Annotated in this window: 19 protein-coding genes; 14 read left to right on the top strand and 5 right to left on the bottom strand. The window is 65.8% G+C overall.

Features of this window, described 5'->3' with window-relative positions; translation table 11 throughout:
• Positions 1 to 946, top strand: a 946-nt coding sequence (locus AC2FM3_RS14440) for an efflux RND transporter permease subunit (protein WP_496683062.1), incomplete at its 5' end; no start/stop codon positions are given.
• Here the strand turns inward: AC2FM3_RS14440 and AC2FM3_RS14435 are convergent.
• Both AC2FM3_RS14435 and AC2FM3_RS14430 read right to left on the bottom strand, forming a co-directional pair.
• Complete coding sequence (locus AC2FM3_RS14435; protein ID WP_496683059.1) at positions 913 to 1,344, bottom strand: NUDIX hydrolase; 432 nt, start codon at positions 1,342 to 1,344, stop codon at positions 913 to 915. The genes AC2FM3_RS14440 and AC2FM3_RS14435 overlap by 34 nt on opposite strands.
• Before the next feature lie 4 nt (positions 1,345 to 1,348).
• Positions 1,349 to 2,161 (bottom strand): protein-disulfide reductase DsbD domain-containing protein, encoded by an 813-nt coding sequence (locus tag AC2FM3_RS14430; RefSeq protein WP_496683057.1) that lies wholly within the window; start codon positions 2,159 to 2,161, stop codon positions 1,349 to 1,351.
• 144 nt (positions 2,162 to 2,305) lie between these two features.
• On the opposite strand from AC2FM3_RS14430, the gene AC2FM3_RS14425 reads away from it, so the two are divergent.
• Entirely contained in the window at positions 2,306 to 2,860 is a 555-nt protein-coding gene (locus AC2FM3_RS14425) for a YqgE/AlgH family protein (protein WP_490359821.1), read from the top strand.
• On the opposite strand, the gene AC2FM3_RS14420 is transcribed toward AC2FM3_RS14425, so the two are convergent.
• Positions 2,861 to 3,811, bottom strand: a complete 951-nt coding sequence (locus AC2FM3_RS14420; RefSeq protein WP_496683054.1) for an L-threonylcarbamoyladenylate synthase — start codon at positions 3,809 to 3,811, stop codon at positions 2,861 to 2,863.
• Between the two features lie 135 nt (positions 3,812 to 3,946).
• Between AC2FM3_RS14420 and AC2FM3_RS14415 the strand changes: the two genes are divergently transcribed.
• The 7 genes from AC2FM3_RS14415 to AC2FM3_RS14385 all read left to right on the top strand — a co-directional run bounded on the left by AC2FM3_RS14415 (position 3,947) and on the right by AC2FM3_RS14385 (position 10,480).
• A complete protein-coding gene (locus tag AC2FM3_RS14415) occupies positions 3,947 to 5,650 on the top strand; it encodes an acyl-CoA dehydrogenase (protein ID WP_496683051.1) in 1,704 nt (567 codons plus the stop codon).
• Complete coding sequence (locus AC2FM3_RS14410; protein WP_496683049.1) at positions 5,650 to 6,696, top strand: MBL fold metallo-hydrolase; 1,047 nt, start codon at positions 5,650 to 5,652, stop codon at positions 6,694 to 6,696. Before AC2FM3_RS14415 ends, AC2FM3_RS14410 begins: the two co-directional genes overlap by 1 nt.
• A 4-nt stretch (positions 6,697 to 6,700) precedes the next feature.
• Entirely contained in the window at positions 6,701 to 7,153 is a 453-nt protein-coding gene (locus AC2FM3_RS14405; protein ID WP_496683048.1) for a DUF6173 family protein, read from the top strand.
• Between the two features lie 65 nt (positions 7,154 to 7,218).
• Entirely contained in the window at positions 7,219 to 9,057 is a 1,839-nt protein-coding gene (locus AC2FM3_RS14400; protein ID WP_496683045.1) for a glycerophosphodiester phosphodiesterase family protein, read from the top strand.
• Positions 9,044 to 9,628 (top strand): hypothetical protein, encoded by a 585-nt coding sequence (locus tag AC2FM3_RS14395; RefSeq protein ID WP_496683043.1) that lies wholly within the window; start codon positions 9,044 to 9,046, stop codon positions 9,626 to 9,628. The genes AC2FM3_RS14400 and AC2FM3_RS14395 overlap by 14 nt, the downstream gene beginning before the upstream one ends.
• 68 nt (positions 9,629 to 9,696) lie before the next feature.
• Positions 9,697 to 9,831 carry an aa3-type cytochrome c oxidase subunit IV gene (locus tag AC2FM3_RS14390; RefSeq protein WP_496683040.1) on the top strand — a complete coding sequence of 45 codons (135 nt, stop codon included), beginning with the start codon at positions 9,697 to 9,699 and terminating at the stop codon, positions 9,829 to 9,831.
• 16 nt (positions 9,832 to 9,847) lie between these two features.
• A complete protein-coding gene (locus tag AC2FM3_RS14385) occupies positions 9,848 to 10,480 on the top strand; it encodes a hypothetical protein (RefSeq protein WP_496683037.1) in 633 nt (210 codons plus the stop codon).
• Here AC2FM3_RS14385 and AC2FM3_RS14380 read toward each other — a convergent pair.
• Complete coding sequence (locus tag AC2FM3_RS14380) at positions 10,469 to 10,801, bottom strand: AzlD domain-containing protein (RefSeq protein ID WP_496683035.1); 333 nt, start codon at positions 10,799 to 10,801, stop codon at positions 10,469 to 10,471. The two genes, AC2FM3_RS14385 and AC2FM3_RS14380, sit on opposite strands and share 12 nt — an antisense overlap.
• Positions 10,798 to 11,514: an AzlC family ABC transporter permease gene (locus AC2FM3_RS14375; RefSeq protein ID WP_496683033.1), complete on the bottom strand. Its 717-nt coding sequence runs from the start codon at positions 11,512 to 11,514 to the stop codon at positions 10,798 to 10,800. The genes AC2FM3_RS14380 and AC2FM3_RS14375 overlap by 4 nt, the downstream gene beginning before the upstream one ends.
• On the opposite strand from AC2FM3_RS14375, the gene AC2FM3_RS14370 reads away from it, so the two are divergent.
• Genes AC2FM3_RS14370 through AC2FM3_RS14350 form a run of 5 tightly spaced genes read left to right on the top strand, consistent with a single transcriptional unit; the run spans position 11,513 to position 15,401 of the window.
• Entirely contained in the window at positions 11,513 to 12,457 is a 945-nt protein-coding gene (locus AC2FM3_RS14370; RefSeq protein ID WP_496683032.1) for a formate dehydrogenase accessory sulfurtransferase FdhD, read from the top strand. The two genes, AC2FM3_RS14375 and AC2FM3_RS14370, sit on opposite strands and share 2 nt — an antisense overlap.
• Entirely contained in the window at positions 12,447 to 13,103 is a 657-nt protein-coding gene (gene mobA / locus AC2FM3_RS14365; protein ID WP_496683030.1) for a molybdenum cofactor guanylyltransferase MobA, read from the top strand. Before AC2FM3_RS14370 ends, mobA begins: the two co-directional genes overlap by 11 nt.
• Positions 13,100 to 13,609, top strand: a complete 510-nt coding sequence (mobB, locus tag AC2FM3_RS14360) for a molybdopterin-guanine dinucleotide biosynthesis protein B (RefSeq protein WP_496683027.1) — start codon at positions 13,100 to 13,102, stop codon at positions 13,607 to 13,609. Before mobA ends, mobB begins: the two co-directional genes overlap by 4 nt.
• Before the next feature lie 20 nt (positions 13,610 to 13,629).
• Positions 13,630 to 14,889 carry a molybdopterin-binding protein gene (locus tag AC2FM3_RS14355; RefSeq protein ID WP_496683024.1) on the top strand — a complete coding sequence of 420 codons (1,260 nt, stop codon included), beginning with the start codon at positions 13,630 to 13,632 and terminating at the stop codon, positions 14,887 to 14,889.
• Positions 14,886 to 15,401, top strand: coding sequence for a GNAT family N-acetyltransferase (locus tag AC2FM3_RS14350; protein WP_496683022.1), 516 nt, complete (start codon positions 14,886 to 14,888; stop codon positions 15,399 to 15,401). The genes AC2FM3_RS14355 and AC2FM3_RS14350 overlap by 4 nt, the downstream gene beginning before the upstream one ends.
• Positions 15,402 to 15,443: the final 42 nt, after the last annotated feature.

Here is a 15,443-nt window from a genome sequence, read left to right as displayed (position 1 = left end):
GAACGGGCTGCGGGTGGTGACGGTCAAGGGCGACATCTCCGAGGATGACCCGGCCCGCGCTGCGGAAATCGCCCGCGCCATGCACGACGAGATTCTACCGAAGATCGCCGCCGACAAACAGGTCGACTGGCGCATGGCCGGCCTGAGCGAGCAGGAAAACGAATTCCTGGCCGAGGCCCGAACCGGGCTGATCCTGTGCCTGACCGGGATCTACCTTGTGCTAGCCTGGGTCTTCGCCAGCTGGACCCGACCGCTGGTGGTGATGTCGATCATCCCCTTCGGCCTGGTGGGCACGATCTGGGGTCACTACATCTGGGATGTTCCGCTCAGCATGTTCACTGTGGTGGGGTTGCTGGGCATGACCGGGATCATCATCAACGACTCGATCGTGCTGGTCACGACCATCGACCAATACCGGCAGGAGCGCGGGCTGGTGCCGTCGATCATCGAAGGCACGGCCGACCGTCTGCGGCCCGTGATGCTGACCACGCTGACTACGGTTCTGGGGCTGACCCCACTTCTGTACGAAGGGTCGCAACAGGCTCAGTTCCTCAAGCCGACGGTGATCACGCTGGTCTATGGGCTGGCGTTCGGCATGGTTCTGGTTCTGTTGCTGGTGCCGGCGCTGCTGGCCATACTGAATGACGTTGCCCGCCCCATGACCGCGATGCGCAGGGCGCTGCGCGCGCCGGACCGGGTGGTGCGCGCCTCGGCCATGGGTACCGGTGCCGCGATGCTGATGTGGATGATGGTCACGATGGTCTGGCCGTTGGTTGCGGGCGCCCCGGCCGGGGTTGTCGCGGGCTTTTACGGCGGGCCTGACGGGCCTGCGATCCTGCACATGGGGCTGGGTGCCTTTGCGGCAGGAGCCGTGGTCATTCTGGTCGTCGGGATGCTGGTGTCGAGCCTGCTCTATGCGCGGTTCTCGGCCCGGGCGAGGGCCTGAATCAGCAGCTCCGGCACGCGCGCGCTCATCGGCAGGGCGCCGCTCAGGATACGTTCGGTGGGAAACCAGGCCGCGTCGAGCGCGTCGTCGCCGGCCTTGGGCGTGCCCGACTCGAACCGGCAGGCCACCCCCACCAGCAGGTAGTGCGCGCGGACTTGCCCGGTCTCATCTCGGTGCAACAGGTCCAGGTTGCCCAGATAGTGCTGCGGGCTGGCGGTCACGCCGGTTTCCTCTAGCAACTCGCGGGCTGCGGCCTGCAGGACGGTCTCGCCCCACTCCACATGCCCACCGGGAAATCCCCAAAGCCCCGCATCTGGGGTCTTGCTGCGCTGTACCAGCAGCACCTGCCCGTCCTGCACCACCACGGCCAGGGCGCCGATTCGGGGGAACCGGCTCATAGGGTCAACCGGCGCTGCAGCCGCGGATGTCGACTGCGTGGCGCGCGCCCAGAACTGTGATCCGCAGGTTGGACCGGTCCAGAGCAAAGGGCCCGCCGTCGGCGCTGACCACCTCGGCCGAGGCAATCAGGGTGCCGCCCTGCCGGGTGGTTTCGGCCGGTGATACCCACAGCGCGGGGTTGCTCGGTTCGATCACCGCCACTTCGGCACCGCCGGCCGGCGGCATCGAGATCCTGACCTGCACCGACAGGCCATCCGCCGTGGGTTTCAGGTGGCAGGTGGCGGACGATACGCCGGCTTCGCGCGCGGAATAGGGCCTCTGCGCCAATGCCGCTGCAATGGCGGGATTGCGAGGCGCGCCCGCGTCCAGCGCGTGGTCAAAGCCCAGCGTGGCCGGAATGCACACGTCCTTGCAGACGCCCAGATCGACCTCGCCCCTCAGCCGAACCGGCTGGCCAGCGGTCTTGGGCGTGATCTTGATCGGCAGCACGACCTGCCTGGCGTAGCCGATCGATTTCAGGCCGTTCTGGTCGAATACCTCGGGTGCGGGCCAGATGACGGACACCGCGCCGACATTGTCGGACCGGCCCCAGTCGAACTGAGGGGGAATGCCGGAATCGCCGGGCGCGCGCCAATAGGTCTTCCAGCCATCCTCGAGCCGCAGGCGCAGAGCGCCCAGATAGGTGCCGTCCTGCGACAGCCCTCCATCCAGGATGTCGAGTTGCACGATGTCGTCCACGCCCTGCGCCCGGACCGGCGCGGCCAGAAAAAGGCAGGTCGACAGGATCGTGGCAAGGGATTTGAACATGCTGGTCATGGTTCATACATGCGTGTTGTGGCCCGGTTTGCCAAGTCACGTTCCGGTCACCTGCGGCAAAGCTGCGAAATCTGGCGTGATCCCTTGCCAATCCGGGGCACGCGGGGCCATTGTGGGGGAATACGAAGAAAGAGTCTTCAACCGATGGATCTGACCGGAAAACTGTTGATCGCGATGCCCGGAATGGGCGATCCCCGCTTTGACCACTCGGTGGTCTACATCTGCAGCCATGGCGAGGATGGCGCGATGGGTCTGATCGTGAACAAGCCGTCGGACCTGCGGGTCAAGACGTTGCTGGGCCAGTTGAACATCCCCTGTCAGATCCCGATCGTGGGCGAGCGCCTCGTGCATTTCGGCGGCCCGGTCGAGCTGTCGCGCGGGTTCGTTCTGCACAGTTCCGACTATGACGCGAACCTGCATTCGCTGCATGTGGCCGGCGATTTCAGCATGACCGCCACGCTGGACGTGCTCGAGGATATCGCCGCGGGCAAGGGGCCGCTGAACGCGATGCTGATGTTGGGCTATTCCGGCTGGGGGCCGGGGCAGCTGGAAGAAGAGATCGGCCTGAATGGCTGGCTGACCGCCGAGGCGACCTCGAAACTGGTCTTTGATCTGCCCGACGATGACAAGTGGGAGGCCGCACTGGCTACGCTGGGGGTGGATCCGCTGACTCTGTCGGCCAGCGCCGGGCGGGCCTGATCAGGAATTGCGCGGGGCGGCGGCGCGGCGCAGGCGGTCGTTGATTGCGGCGCCCAAGCCGTGGCCGGGGATCGGGCTGACCGCGATCGGACGCCCGGATTTGTCCAGTTTGTGCAGATAGGCGAACAGGTTCGCGGCAGCCTCGAGCAGGTCGCCCCGTTCCGACAGGTTCAGATCGCAGGCCACCGGCCCGAAGCCCAGCAGCACCTCGTCCCCTCGGCGCTGTTCGGCGTTCAGTCGAACAGCGGCGTCCGGGGCGTAGTGCGACTGCAACTGGCCCGGTGCGGTCAGCAGGTCACCGGGCTTGTGATGGCTCAGCTTCGTGCCCAGAACGGCTTCGATCTGCTCGGCGGCGACACCGCCCGGGCGCAGCAGGGCCGGTGCGCCAGCCAGCCCGACGATGGTCGATTCCAGGCCTACGGCACAGGGGCCATCATCCAGGATCGCGGCAATGCGCCCGTCCAGACCTTCGCGTACATGGGCCGCGGTGGTGGGGCTGATCCGCCCCGATGGGTTGGCCGACGGCGCAGCCACGGGTCCGTCGACCGCGCGCAGCAGCGCCTGTGCGGTGGGGTGGGCCGGCACCCGAACGGCCAGCGTGTCCAGCCCCGCCGTCACCAGCGACGACACCCCGTGCCCCGCCCGCAGCGGCAGCACCAGCGTCAGTGGGCCGGGCCAGAAGGCATCCGCAAGCTGCTGGGCCTGATCCGACCACTCCACGTGGCGCTGCGCCGCCTCGGCTGAGGCGAAATGGGCGATCAGCGGGTTGAAGCTGGGCCGGCCCTTAGCGGCATAGATCGCTGCGACCGCGTTGCCGTTGCGGGCATCGGCGCCCAGCCCATAGACCGTCTCGGTCGGAAAGGCGACCAGCCGGCCCTGGCGCAGCAACTCGGCAGCGTCGGCGATTCCGGCGGCATCGGCGGTCAGACTCTGCGTGTTCTGGAAGCTCATGGCTGGTGACGCGGCGTTTTGGTTGCTTGCAACAGGCGGACGGATAGGTAATCGAACAAGCTTGGATGAATACCGACGCGGGCCGTAGAAGCCAAGCCCGACAATGCGACCAACACAGGATTTCCGGGGGAAACCATGCCATATCGCGCGCCTATTTCCGATTACGAGTTTCTTTTGGGACACGTCGTGGGCTTCAAGGACGTCGCTGCGACCGAGAAATTCGCCGAGGCCACCCCGGACGTGGTCAGCGCCATCCTGACCGAGGCCGGCAAGATGTGCGAAGAGGTGATGGCCCCGCTGCAGCGCCCCGGCGATCTGCACCCCGCGCGGCTGGAAAACGGGGTTCTGCGGACCTCGCCGGGCTATGCCGATGGCTGGAAAGCCATCGCCGAGGGTGGCTGGATCGGCATGAGCGGTGATCCGGAATACGGCGGCATGGGCCTGCCCATGACCGTGACCACCGCGGTGAACGAGATGATGAGCGCCGCCTGCCTGTCGCTGCAACTGGCCCCGCTGATGAGTCAGGGTCAGATCGAGGCGCTGGAACACCACGCCAGCGAGGAGCTCAAGGCGCTGTACCTGCCCAAGCTGATGTCGGGCGAATGGTCGGGTACGATGAACCTGACCGAACCGCAGGCCGGGTCGGATGTGGGCGCGCTGACCTCCAGGGCCGAACCCAACGGCGATGGCACCTATTCGGTGACCGGGCAGAAGATCTACATCTCGTGGGGCGACAATGACTTCTGCGAGAATGTCTGCCACCTGGTTCTGGCCCGTCTGCCCGATGGCGCGCCGGGGACCAAGGGGATTTCCCTGTTCCTGGTGCCCAAGTTCATCCCCGATGATAACGGCAATCTGGGCGTGGCGAATGACCTGAAGGTGGTGTCGCTGGAACACAAGATGGGCCTGCATGGCTCGCCCACCTGCGTGATGCAGTATAACGGCGCCAAGGGCTGGCTGGTTGGCCAGAAGCACAAGGGCATGGCCGCCATGTTCACCATGATGAACAACGCGCGCCTTGGCGTCGGCGGGCAGGGCGTGGGCGCGGCCGAGGGCGCCTATCAGCACGCGCTGGCCTATGCTCTGGAACGCGAGCAGGGCAAGACGCCCTCGGGCACGATCATCGATCATGCCGATGTGCGCCGGATGCTGATGGACATGCGGGCCGACTTGTTCGCCGCCCGTGCGATCATGCTGGCAAATGCCGCGGCCATCGACATGGCCAAGGCCACCGGCAACGCCGACTGGGCCGCGCGGGCGGCCCTGCTGACCCCGATCTGCAAGGCGTTCGGCACCCAGACCGGCATGCGCGTGGCAGAAACCGGCGTTCAGGTGCATGGCGGCATGGGATATATCGAGGAAACCGGCGCCGCGCAGTACTACCGCGATGTCCGCGTGACCGCGATCTACGAGGGTACCAACGGCATTCAGGCCATGGACCTTGTTGGCCGCAAGATGATGGACGGGGGCGAAGCCGCCGCCCGCCTGCTGGACGAGATCGAAGATCACGCCGAGCGCGCCCGCGCCACCGTGCCCGAGCTGGCCGGCCCGGTATGGGAGGCGACCGAATCCCTGCGCGAGGCGACCGAGTGGCTGGTGGCGCAAGAGGACATGAACAACCGCTTTGCCGGGGCCGTGGCCTATCTGAACGCCTTTGCTCGCGTGCTGGGCGCGCATTACCACCTGATCGCCGCTTTGGCCGATCCGGATGGTCCGCGCGCCAAGCTGGCGCGGTACTACATCACCGCGCGCCTGCCGGAATACGCGGGCCTGCTGGATCAGGTGCAGATCGGGGCCAAAGACCTGTTCGCGCTCAGCGCCGACGAACTGGCCGCGTGATGGACGGCGCGCGGCCTCCGGCGTTTCGCCATCCCTGGCCCGAGCCGCCCGCGCCCGGACAGGCCACCGAAATCGCCGAGGGCGTGCTGTGGATGCGCCTGCCGCTGCCGATGGCGCTGGACCACGTTAACGTCTACGCGCTGGATGACGGCGATGGCTGGACGGTGATCGACACCGGGATTTCATCGAAAAAGACGCGCGGCCTGTGGTCCGACCTTATGGCCGGGCCGCTTGCGGGCAAGCCGGTGATCCGGGTGGTGGTTACGCATCACCACCCTGACCACGTCGGAAATGCCGGATGGTTCCAGTCGGAGCATGGCGCCGATCTGGTTTCGAGCCGTACCGCATGGCTGTTCGCGCGAATGCTGACGCTGGACGTGCAGGAGAACTGGCCGGAAGAGACGCTGGAGTTCTACCGCAGCGCCGGCATGGCCCCCGAGATCCTGGCCAAGCGCATGTCCGAGCGGCCTTTCAATTTTGCCGACACGGTCTATCCGATGCCTCTGGGCTTTGTCCGCATCAAGCAGGGCGACGTGATCCGCATGGGCGGGCGTGATTGGGACGTGCATATGGGCAATGGTCATGCCCCCGAACACGCCACGTTCTGGAGCCGCGACGACAATCTGGTGATCTCGGGCGACCAGATCCTCAGCTCGATTAGCCCGAACCTGGGCGTCTATGCCACCGAACCGATGGCCGACCCGGTGGCTGACTGGCTGGAAGCCTGCGAGCGCCTGCAACAGTTGGCGCGGCCCGATCAGTTGGTGTTGCCGGGGCACAAGCTGCCCTTTGTCGGCCTGCCGATCCGCATGAAACAACTAATCGAGAACCATCACAGCGCTCTTGCACGCCTGCTGGACGATCTGAACGCGCCCAAGGCGGCGTCGGACTGTTTTGTGCCCCTGTTCAAACGTTCCATCCGTGAAGGTGAATACGGTCTTGCTCTGGTCGAGGCGGTTGCGCATCTGAACCATCTTTATCACACTGGAGCCGTGACCCGGGCGCGCCGTGAGGACGGCGCATGGGTGTATCAGCGCAAAGGTTGAGACGATGCAGGACAAGATCGAAACCTCGGCCGAGGCCGCCGAAGCGGCGGCTCTGCCCCGGTTTTATGAGGTGCATGCCGACCCGGACAGCACGTCGGGCACCAAGGATCTGCCCGAACCCCTGCGCCAGCCGGTCAACAGCAAAAGCCCCGCCCAATGGGCGTATGAGCGGCTGATCCTGTACATCCAGAATTTCGAAGAAACGCTGGATGCCGATCACGAGGTCGCCATGGGCTTTACCGGCGGTGACGCCGGTGTGATGCGGATCGAGGGGATGGGATATTTCGACCCCGACGTGATCACTTTCTACGGCTCGGACGGTTCGGGCGCACGCACCCAGCTGGTGCAGCATGTCAGCCAGCTGAACGTCATGCTGCGCGCCCTGCCCAAAACGGTCGAGGACAAGCCCGCCACCCGCATCGGCTTCCGCCTAGCGGCCAAGCTCGAGGAAGGCTGAGCGTCACGCTTGCAATTCGCATCTGCGCGGCCTTGAATGAATTCAGCATTCGAAGGGGGGCCGGCGTGTCACATTTCTCAACCGTAACAGATGCCTATCGCGGGGCCTGGGCCCGGCGCCGGACCTTTGTCCCCATCTATCTGGCGGTGCGGCTGCTGCTGATCGCGCTGATCGCACCCGGTGTCGCTTTCACCGTGAACCTGGCGGTGATGATGTCCGATCAAACAGCGCTGACCGATCAGGACATCGCGATGTTCATACTGTCGCCGGTTGGTTTCGTGGCGGCGGTAGTCATTCTGGGCCTGTTCCTGCTGGCCGAGGTGTTCGTCTTTTCGGTCATGGCCGGATCGCTCAGGATCGGCGACAGTGACCCATGGCGGGCGGGCGGGTCGGCCTTGCGGTTGATCCTGTCGCGCCTGCCGTCGCTGTTTTCCTTCGCGGTGCGCTTCATTCTGCGCGTTCTTGTCCTGGCGGTGCCCTTCGTGGCGGTCGCGTGCCTGATCGCGTGGTGGACGCTGACCGAATACGACATCAACTATTACTTGACCTTTCACCCGCCCGCTTTCCGGGTGGCCGTCTCGCTGATCGGACTCGTGGTGCTGTCGTTGGCTTGGGTGCTGATCCGCCGCCTGTCGGCCTGGGCGCTGGCCCTGCATCTGGTGCTGTTCGAGGGCGTTGCCCCTTCAGGGGCCTTTGCCGAAAGTGCCCGGCGAATGGAGGGCAAGCGCGGCCGGTTGAAGATCGACCTGGCGCTGTGGCTGGTCGTACGTTTGGCGATCGCCGCGCTGATTGCCGCCGCGGCCAGCCTGTTGTTCCACCTTGTACCTCTCGAACAGGGCACGAACCTGCGGTTTGCCCTGACGCTCAGCCTGCTGGTGGCCGGGCTGTGGTCTCTGGCCGGATTGGTGCTGGCGGCGGTGGCGCTGGGCGCGCTGGCGGTTCTGCTGGATGCGTTTTTTGAACCGCGGGCGGCAGAGCTTCCTCATCCCGAAGCCGGAAACCTGCGTGCCCCGGTTTTGGTGACCGTCACCGCCGCCGTCGCCGCCCTGCTGGCCGGTATCTGGTTCAGCCAGGACGTGCTGGACCGGGTATCGGCGCCCGATCATGCCGACGTGATCGGCCACCGGGGCGCGGCGGCGCTGCGGCCGGAAAACACGATGGCCTCGGTCCTGAAGGCCATCGAAGACGGGGCCGACTGGGTCGAGATCGACGTACAGGAAAGCGCCGACGGTGAGGTGATCGTGGCCCATGACAGCGACTTCATGAAGCTGGGCGGGGTCAATCTGAAGGTCTGGGATGCCACGATGGAGGATGTGGCGCAGATCGACATCGGCAGTTGGTTCGGGCCTGAATATGCCGATCAGCGCACTCCGACCCTGCGCGAGGTCCTTCAAGCTGCGAATGGTAAATCCAAGGTCATCATCGAACTGAAATACTATGGCCATGACGTGGACCTGGAAAACCGCGTGGCCGCCATCGTCGAAGAATTTGGGATGGAGCAGGACATCGCCACCATGTCGCTCAAATACCCGGCGGTGCAGAAGATGAAGGCGTTGCGCCCGGACTGGCGCGCCGGCGTTCTGGCCGCCACGGCGGTGGGCGATCTGACCGGGCTGGAGGGCGATTTCGTCGCGGTGAATGCCGGGATGGTCACGCCCGGGCTGATCCGCTCGGTCCATGATGCAGGCAAGGATATATATGTCTGGACGGTGAATGACCCGCTGCAGATGTCGTCGATGGCCTCGATGGGAGTCGATGGTCTGATCACCGACCGCCCTGCCATGGCGCGTGAGGTGCTGCGTGTCCGCGCCGAAATGGAACCTGGCGAGCGGCTGCTGCTGTGGTTGGCCACGACCTTTGGCCTGTCGGTCGATACCGAAGCGATGCGCGATGAAAGCCCGTAAGCTGTGGCCGCTTTTGGCCTGCCTTGCTCTGCCCGTTGCCGCGCAAGACGTGATGCGCAGTGTGGAACTGCCGGCTCACCGGGCCTTGATCTCTCAATCGGTGGGTCATTCGCTGACGCCGTTCGAAAGCGACGGCTGTTCAGGCGGCATGTCGGCCAGCTGGCGATTGGTCGCGGACACTTTTCCCAGCTTCGCCGCGGTCTACGAGGCACACCCGCCGTGGGAATCCTGCTGCGTAACACATGACCGTGCCTATCACGATGCGGGCGGGGCAGTGACGCCCGAGGCCAGCTATGACGCGCGCCTCGCCGCCGACCGGGCCTTGCGCCAATGCGTCAAGGATTTCGGGGCCGATCAGGCCCAGGACTATGCCGCCCGCTATGACATGACGCCCCAACAGGTGATTTCGGCCATGTCGATTACGGCCGAGGCGATGTATATGGCGGTGCGTTTCGGCGGCGGGCCCTGCACCGGACTGCCGTGGCGCTGGGGGTTTGGCTACCCGGACTGTTCGATATTTGCCGGAGAACCGTCGGGGCAGGATCAAGATGGTCTAACTGCGCGCGATTGACGTCGTGACACGGCCGAAAATATCATTTATCCAAACGGGCAAACACGCGAATTGGGATTCTTGGACACATGGCTGACTACAAGCACGGCGAGATGGACATCACCGAACAGAGCAAAACTTTCAACGGTTTCGTCAAGTTCACCACCTGGTCGGTGGCGGTGATCTTCTTCGTTCTTCTGTTCCTCGCGATCTTCGCGGCCTGATCCAGAAAAGATCGGCATGTTGCGAATTCTGATCGCCTCCCTGCTGGCGGTTGCGGTGGCGGGCTGTACTGGCTCGCAACGCCCTCAGGCCGATCCGGCCGAGATAGTGGCGCGGTCGTACCGCGATTCGGGTCCGCCGACCTTGACCCTCTACACGATGATCAACACGCGCACGGGGGCCGGAGCGCACACGTCGCTGATGATCAGCGCCAGCGAGCGGGTGATCTTCGACCCGGCCGGGTCATTCCGTGCCGATGTGGTGCCGATCAAGGATGACGTTCTTTATGGCATCACCCCCGCGGTCGAGCGCGCCTATCGCAGTTCGCACGCGCGTGAGACGCATTATGCGCGCATCCAGACCATCCAGGTGACGCCCCAGCAGGCCGAGATCGCCTATCAAGTGGCCAAACAGTTGGGTCCGGTTCCGGGGGCCTACTGCGCCCACTCGGCCGCGCGGCTGCTGCAGCAGGTGCCAGGGTTCGAACAGATCAAGACCACTTTCTATCCGGTCAAGCTGTCCGATCAGTTCGGACAGATTCCAGGGGTCGTCACGACGGAATACCGGGAAAATGACAGCGCCGATCTGCAGGCCGGGTTGGCCGCGAACAATGCGCTGCTCAACCAGCTTGAGACGGCCTCAGCCCAGTAGGTAGAGCATCCCGTACAGCGTGCCGGCCCCGGCAAAGATCGCGGCCAGCACGTTTCGGGTGATCAGGCCGACGCTCAGCGCGACCACCGCGGCCGACATACGGGGCAGGTCGGGCTGGCCACCCGTTGCGGTCGGCCAGACCACCAGCGGCGCAATCAGCGCCGGCAGAATTGCCGCCGCGGTATAGCGCAGATGCCGCAGCAGCCAAGGCGGCATCGGCCGGTCTCCGATCAGGCCGATGAAGACGAAACGCAAGCCGTAGCTGCCGATCGCCAGCCCGAGGATGATGGTCCAGATGGTGATCGGATCGGGCGCGCTCATGGCAGGGCCTTTCTACGTTCCAGCATCACCTCCGCCTGCGCCCCGGCCACCATGCCCGCGCAGCCTGCGATCAGCAGGCCCAGATTGTACGGCACCCCTGCGCACAGCAGCGACACGATGATGGCCACCAGCGCGGCGATCACATGAGCCGGGGTGCGCATCATCGGGCCGATCATCGCCAGAAAGGTGATCGGCAGAGCGAAATCCAGCGCCCAGCTTTCGGGAATTCGCGTGCCCAGAACCGCGCCCAGATAGGTGGCCAGTATCCAAAGCGGCGTGATCGGCGTGACCGAGCCGACGAAATACGCCATGCGCTGGGCGACGGTCATGCCTGGTTCCTTCTCGAACTGCACGATCGAGCAGGCATAGGACTGGTCCACCGTCAGATAGGCGGCGAAGGCGCGTTGCCACAGCGACGCCGCACCCAGATAGGGCGTCAGCGAGGCCGAGTACATCGCCATCCGCAGATTCACCGCCAAGGCCGAGATCAGGATGATCGCGGTGGGTGTTCCGTCCTGCAGCAGTTGCAGGGCGGCGAATTGCGCGGCGCCGGCGAACACGGTCGAGGTAAAGGCCATGGTCTGCACGATGTTCAGCCCGGCCTCGGTCGCGAAGACGCCGAACAGAGTGCCGAAGGGCACCGCCACGAAGACGAACGGGGTCCCGTCGCGAAAACCCTGCCAATAGTATGACTTGGATGTGGAGGTTGCCATGGCTAGATCCTATGGTGGTCTGCGCAGCAGTAGCGGGTCAGAGAGAGGGTTGCAATTGGCCACTGAAGTCGATCTGTCGGAATACATCATCGCCCCCGATCCGGGCGCGGCGCGGTTGACCCGCGCGGTCGAGGGGGTGGACCAGAATGGCGAGGTCAGCCGTATCTCGGTTGTCGAAGAGCGCCCGCTGACGATCTTCCTCAATTCGCAAGAGATCGTGACCGCAATGACCATCGGCGATTACCCCGAATATCTGGCGCTGGGATTTTTGCGCAACCAGGGCATGTTGCGCCCCGATGACGAGATCACGCGCGTCGATTACGATGACGATCTGGAGACCGTGGTGGTGCGCACCGCCCGCGAAACCTCGTACGAGGACAAGCTGAAGAAAAAGACCCGCACCAGCGGCTGCGCGGTGGGCACGGTGTTCGGCGACATGATGGAGGGGCTGGAAGGCGTGCGCCTGCCGCAGGTTCAGGTGCACACCTCGTGGCTGTATGATCTGGCGGCCAAGATCAACCGCACGCCGTCGCTGTACCTGCAGGCCGGGGCGATCCACGGCACGGTTCTGTGCCGCGAGAGTCGCCCGCTGGTCTATATGGAGGACGTGGGCCGCCACAACGCGGTGGACAAGATCGCCGGCTGGATGCTGTCCGAAGGCGAGGCGGCCGGCGACAAGATCCTGTACACCACCGGGCGGCTGACCTCGGAGATGGTGATCAAGACGGCGATGATGGGCATCCCGGTTCTGGCCTCGCGATCGGGCTTCACGGCCTGGGGCGTCGAAATCGCGCGCGAGGTCGGCCTGACCCTGATCGGCCGGATGCGCGGCCAGCGCTTTGTGTGCCTGTCGGGCGAGGACCGGCTGCTGCGCGACGCGGACCCGGCCAGCGTGCCGGTCGAGGACCGGAAGCACCGAAGGAAAAGTGCCGATGGGAGTTGAAACATCACGCCCCCTCGGCGTCATACTGGCCGGAGGTCTGGCCACGCGGATGGGCGGCGGCGACAAGGGGTTGTTGCAACTGGGTGGGCAAAGCTTGTTGGCGCATGTGATCGACCGGCTGGTGCCGCAGGTGGCCGGGCTGGCGCTGAACGCCAATGGCGATCCGGCGCGCTTTGCTGATCTTGGCCTGCCGGTCCTGCCGGACAGCATCGCGGGTTACGCTGGTCCCTTGGCGGGTGTGCTGGCCGGGTTGGATTGGGCGGCGGGGCAGGGCGCTGATTGTATCGTCACCGCTGCCGCCGACACGCCGTTCTTCCCGCGCGATCTGGTCGACCGGCTGATGCTGGCGGCGCAGGGGCAGGCTCATCCGCTGGTTCTGGCCACCACGCCGCGCACCGGTGACGAGGCGCTGAAATCCGGCGGTGGCCGCCGGGTCAACCGGCACCCGACCTTTGGCCTGTGGCCGGTGGCTCTGCGCGACGACCTGCGCGCGGCCCTGATGGACGGGTTGCGCAAGGTGGTTCTGTGGACCGACCGCCATGACGGGCGCGAGGCGCTGTTTCCGGCCGATCCTTTCGATCCGTTCTTCAACGTCAACACGCCACAAGATCTGATCCGGGCGCAGCAACTGTTGGAGCGGGCATGAAGGTCTATGGCGTTACCGGCTGGAAGAATGCGGGCAAGACCGGATTGATGGAGCGGCTGGTGGCTGAGATCACCGGGCGCGGGTTCAGTGTCTCGACCGTCAAACACGCTCACCACGCGGTTGACGTGGACCAGCCGGGCACCGACAGCCACCGTCACCGAACCGCCGGGGCGTCCGAGGTCCTGCTGGCATCCAGCCGCCGCATCGCCTTGATGCAAGAGCTGCGCGGCGCGCCCGAGCCGCCGTTGGACGACCTTCTGGCGCGTCTGTCCCCGGTCGATCTGGTGTTGGTCGAGGGTTACAAGCGCGCGCGCCACCCCAAGGTCGAGGCCTTTCGCGCCCAGCCCAGAAACCCGCTGATCGCCGCCGACGATCCGACGATCCGCGCGGTGGCCAGCGACACGCCGCTGGATCTGGACCGTCCGGTCTTCGATCTGAACGACACGCCGGCCATTGCCGATTTCATCCTGGCCGAGGTCGGCTTGGGGCCGCGGCCCAGCCCCTGACCATGCCCGAGGACCGGACCATGCCGAAGATTGCGCCTCCACCGCTGAAAAACGACTGTTTCGCCCTGCCGCCGGGGGTCGAATGGACCCCGGTCGATGACGCGCTGGCCCTGTTGCGCGACCGGTTGCACCCGGTTGCCAATGTCGAGACCCTGCCCGTTGGTCAAGCCTGCGGGCGCGTTCTGGCGCAGGACGTGATCGCACAACGGTCGAATCCGCCGCTGCCCAACACGGCGGTGGACGGGTACGGCTTTGCCGGTGGTCGCCCCGAGGGCCCGCATGCCTTGTTGCTTACCGAGGGGCGCGCGGCGGCGGGTGTGCCTTTCGCGGGGATTGTGCCGGCTGGTCAGGCGCTGCGCGTTCTGACCGGCGCGCCGCTGCCCGAGGGGGTGGATACCGTCATTCTGGAAGAGGACGTGACCGTGCAGGACGGCCGCATCGCCTTCAACGGGCCTTTGAAGGCCGGCGCCAACACGCGCAAGGCCGGCGAAGACGTGCAGGCCGGCGCCTTGGCTCTGCCGGCCGGGCGACGCCTGACACCCGCCGATCTGGCGCTGCTGTCGGCGGTGGGCGTGGCCGAGGTCCCGGTCCGCACCCCCTTGCGCGTGGGGGTTATGTCCACCGGCGATGAATTGCGTGATCCGGGCCAGGCCGCGGGGCCGGGTCAGATCTATGATGCGAACCGCCCGATGCTGTTGGCGATGCTGCAACGGATGGGCTTTGTGCCGGTCGATGTGGGCCGCGTGGGTGACGACCGGACCGTGCTGCGAGACCGGCTGGACCAGGCCGCGCAACAGACTGACGCGATCCTGACCAGCGGCGGCGCTTCGGCGGGGGACGAGGATCATGTCTCGGCCCTGTTGCGAGCGACGGGAGCCTTGCAGGAATGGCGCATCGCGCTGAAGCCGGGCCGCCCGCTGGCACTGGGCCTGTGGCAGGGCACGCCGGTGTTCGGCCTGCCGGGCAATCCGGTGGCGGCGATGATCTGCACTCTGATCTTTGCCCGGCCCGCGCTGGGCCTGATGGCGGGCGAGGGTTGGCAGCAGCCGCAGGGCTTTGACTTGCCCGCCGCGTTCGCCAAGCGCAAGAAACCGGGCCGCCGTGAATACCTGCGCGCCCGGGTCCGCGACGGTCGGGTCGAGGTGTTCCACTCGGAAGGGTCGGGTCGCATCAGCGGGCTCAGCTGGGCCGAAGGGGTGGTCGAACTGCCGGACGGTCCGCTGGACATCCAGCCCGGAGACCCGGTTCGCTTCATACCCTATGGCAGTTTCGGCCTGTGACGGTTTCGGTCTCTCGCGGGTTTTCCCCCGATGCGCCCGCGCGGGCGGCTGAGCGGTTCTGGCAGGCGTTTTTGGGCAAACTGTCGCGCGTCATGAGGCCGGACGCGCGCGGCGTGGCCTTTTTTCGAACGGGCGCTGAACCCCGATTTCGCTCTGGTGGCGCGGGATGCGGATGGTCGGATGCCGGGGTTGGCGGGGTAAAAGACCCGCGACGGCGGGCTGACGCAGGGCGGGCTGGGGGCGGGCCGGCGGATCTGGCCCGGGTCTATGGCTGGTTCGGCGCCCTATGGCGCGGCCTGATCCTGAGCGTTCTGGAGCGCGACCTGAAGCCGGGCGTGTTCCAGTTGGATGGCATACGCGTAGCGACCGAGGCGCGCGGGCAGGGTGTCGGGACCCTATTACTGCGGGCGATCAAGGACGAGGCACAGGGGCTGGGCATGCACGAGGTGCAACTGGACGTGATCGACACCAACCCGCGCGCGCGTATCCTATACGAGCGCGAAGGGTTTTAGGCGATCGGGCAGGACCGTACCGGCCCGTTCAAACACCGGTTC

This window comes from Ruegeria sp. BHSB172 (genome assembly GCF_059613165.1).
The sequence above is the reverse complement of the archived record's forward strand: the minus strand, read 5'-3'. Positions and strand labels throughout refer to the sequence as shown.

What these genes read in the sequence shown, in the direction of transcription:
- AC2FM3_RS14415 (WP_496683051.1), top strand. Translation starts at nt 3,947, where the DNA reads ATGCCATATCGCGCGCCTATTTCCGATTACGAGTTTCTTTTGGGACAC.
- AC2FM3_RS14375 (WP_496683033.1), bottom strand. Translation starts at nt 11,514, where the DNA reads ATGGCAACCTCCACATCCAAGTCATACTATTGGCAGGGTTTTCGCGAC.
- AC2FM3_RS14420 (WP_496683054.1), bottom strand. Translation starts at nt 3,811, where the DNA reads ATGAGCTTCCAGAACACGCAGAGTCTGACCGCCGATGCCGCCGGAATC.
- AC2FM3_RS14395 (WP_496683043.1), top strand. Translation starts at nt 9,044, where the DNA reads ATGAAAGCCCGTAAGCTGTGGCCGCTTTTGGCCTGCCTTGCTCTGCCC.
- AC2FM3_RS14385 (WP_496683037.1), top strand. Translation starts at nt 9,848, where the DNA reads ATGTTGCGAATTCTGATCGCCTCCCTGCTGGCGGTTGCGGTGGCGGGC.
- AC2FM3_RS14435 (WP_496683059.1), bottom strand. Translation starts at nt 1,344, where the DNA reads ATGAGCCGGTTCCCCCGAATCGGCGCCCTGGCCGTGGTGGTGCAGGAC.
- AC2FM3_RS14425 (WP_490359821.1), top strand. Translation starts at nt 2,306, where the DNA reads ATGGATCTGACCGGAAAACTGTTGATCGCGATGCCCGGAATGGGCGAT.
- AC2FM3_RS14370 (WP_496683032.1), top strand. Translation starts at nt 11,513, where the DNA reads ATGGCTAGATCCTATGGTGGTCTGCGCAGCAGTAGCGGGTCAGAGAGA.
- AC2FM3_RS14390 (WP_496683040.1), top strand. Translation starts at nt 9,697, where the DNA reads ATGGCTGACTACAAGCACGGCGAGATGGACATCACCGAACAGAGCAAA.
- AC2FM3_RS14355 (WP_496683024.1), top strand. Translation starts at nt 13,630, where the DNA reads ATGCCGAAGATTGCGCCTCCACCGCTGAAAAACGACTGTTTCGCCCTG.
- mobB (WP_496683027.1), top strand. Translation starts at nt 13,100, where the DNA reads ATGAAGGTCTATGGCGTTACCGGCTGGAAGAATGCGGGCAAGACCGGA.
- AC2FM3_RS14430 (WP_496683057.1), bottom strand. Translation starts at nt 2,161, where the DNA reads ATGACCAGCATGTTCAAATCCCTTGCCACGATCCTGTCGACCTGCCTT.
- AC2FM3_RS14405 (WP_496683048.1), top strand. Translation starts at nt 6,701, where the DNA reads ATGCAGGACAAGATCGAAACCTCGGCCGAGGCCGCCGAAGCGGCGGCT.
- AC2FM3_RS14380 (WP_496683035.1), bottom strand. Translation starts at nt 10,801, where the DNA reads ATGAGCGCGCCCGATCCGATCACCATCTGGACCATCATCCTCGGGCTG.
- AC2FM3_RS14410 (WP_496683049.1), top strand. Translation starts at nt 5,650, where the DNA reads ATGGACGGCGCGCGGCCTCCGGCGTTTCGCCATCCCTGGCCCGAGCCG.
- mobA (WP_496683030.1), top strand. Translation starts at nt 12,447, where the DNA reads ATGGGAGTTGAAACATCACGCCCCCTCGGCGTCATACTGGCCGGAGGT.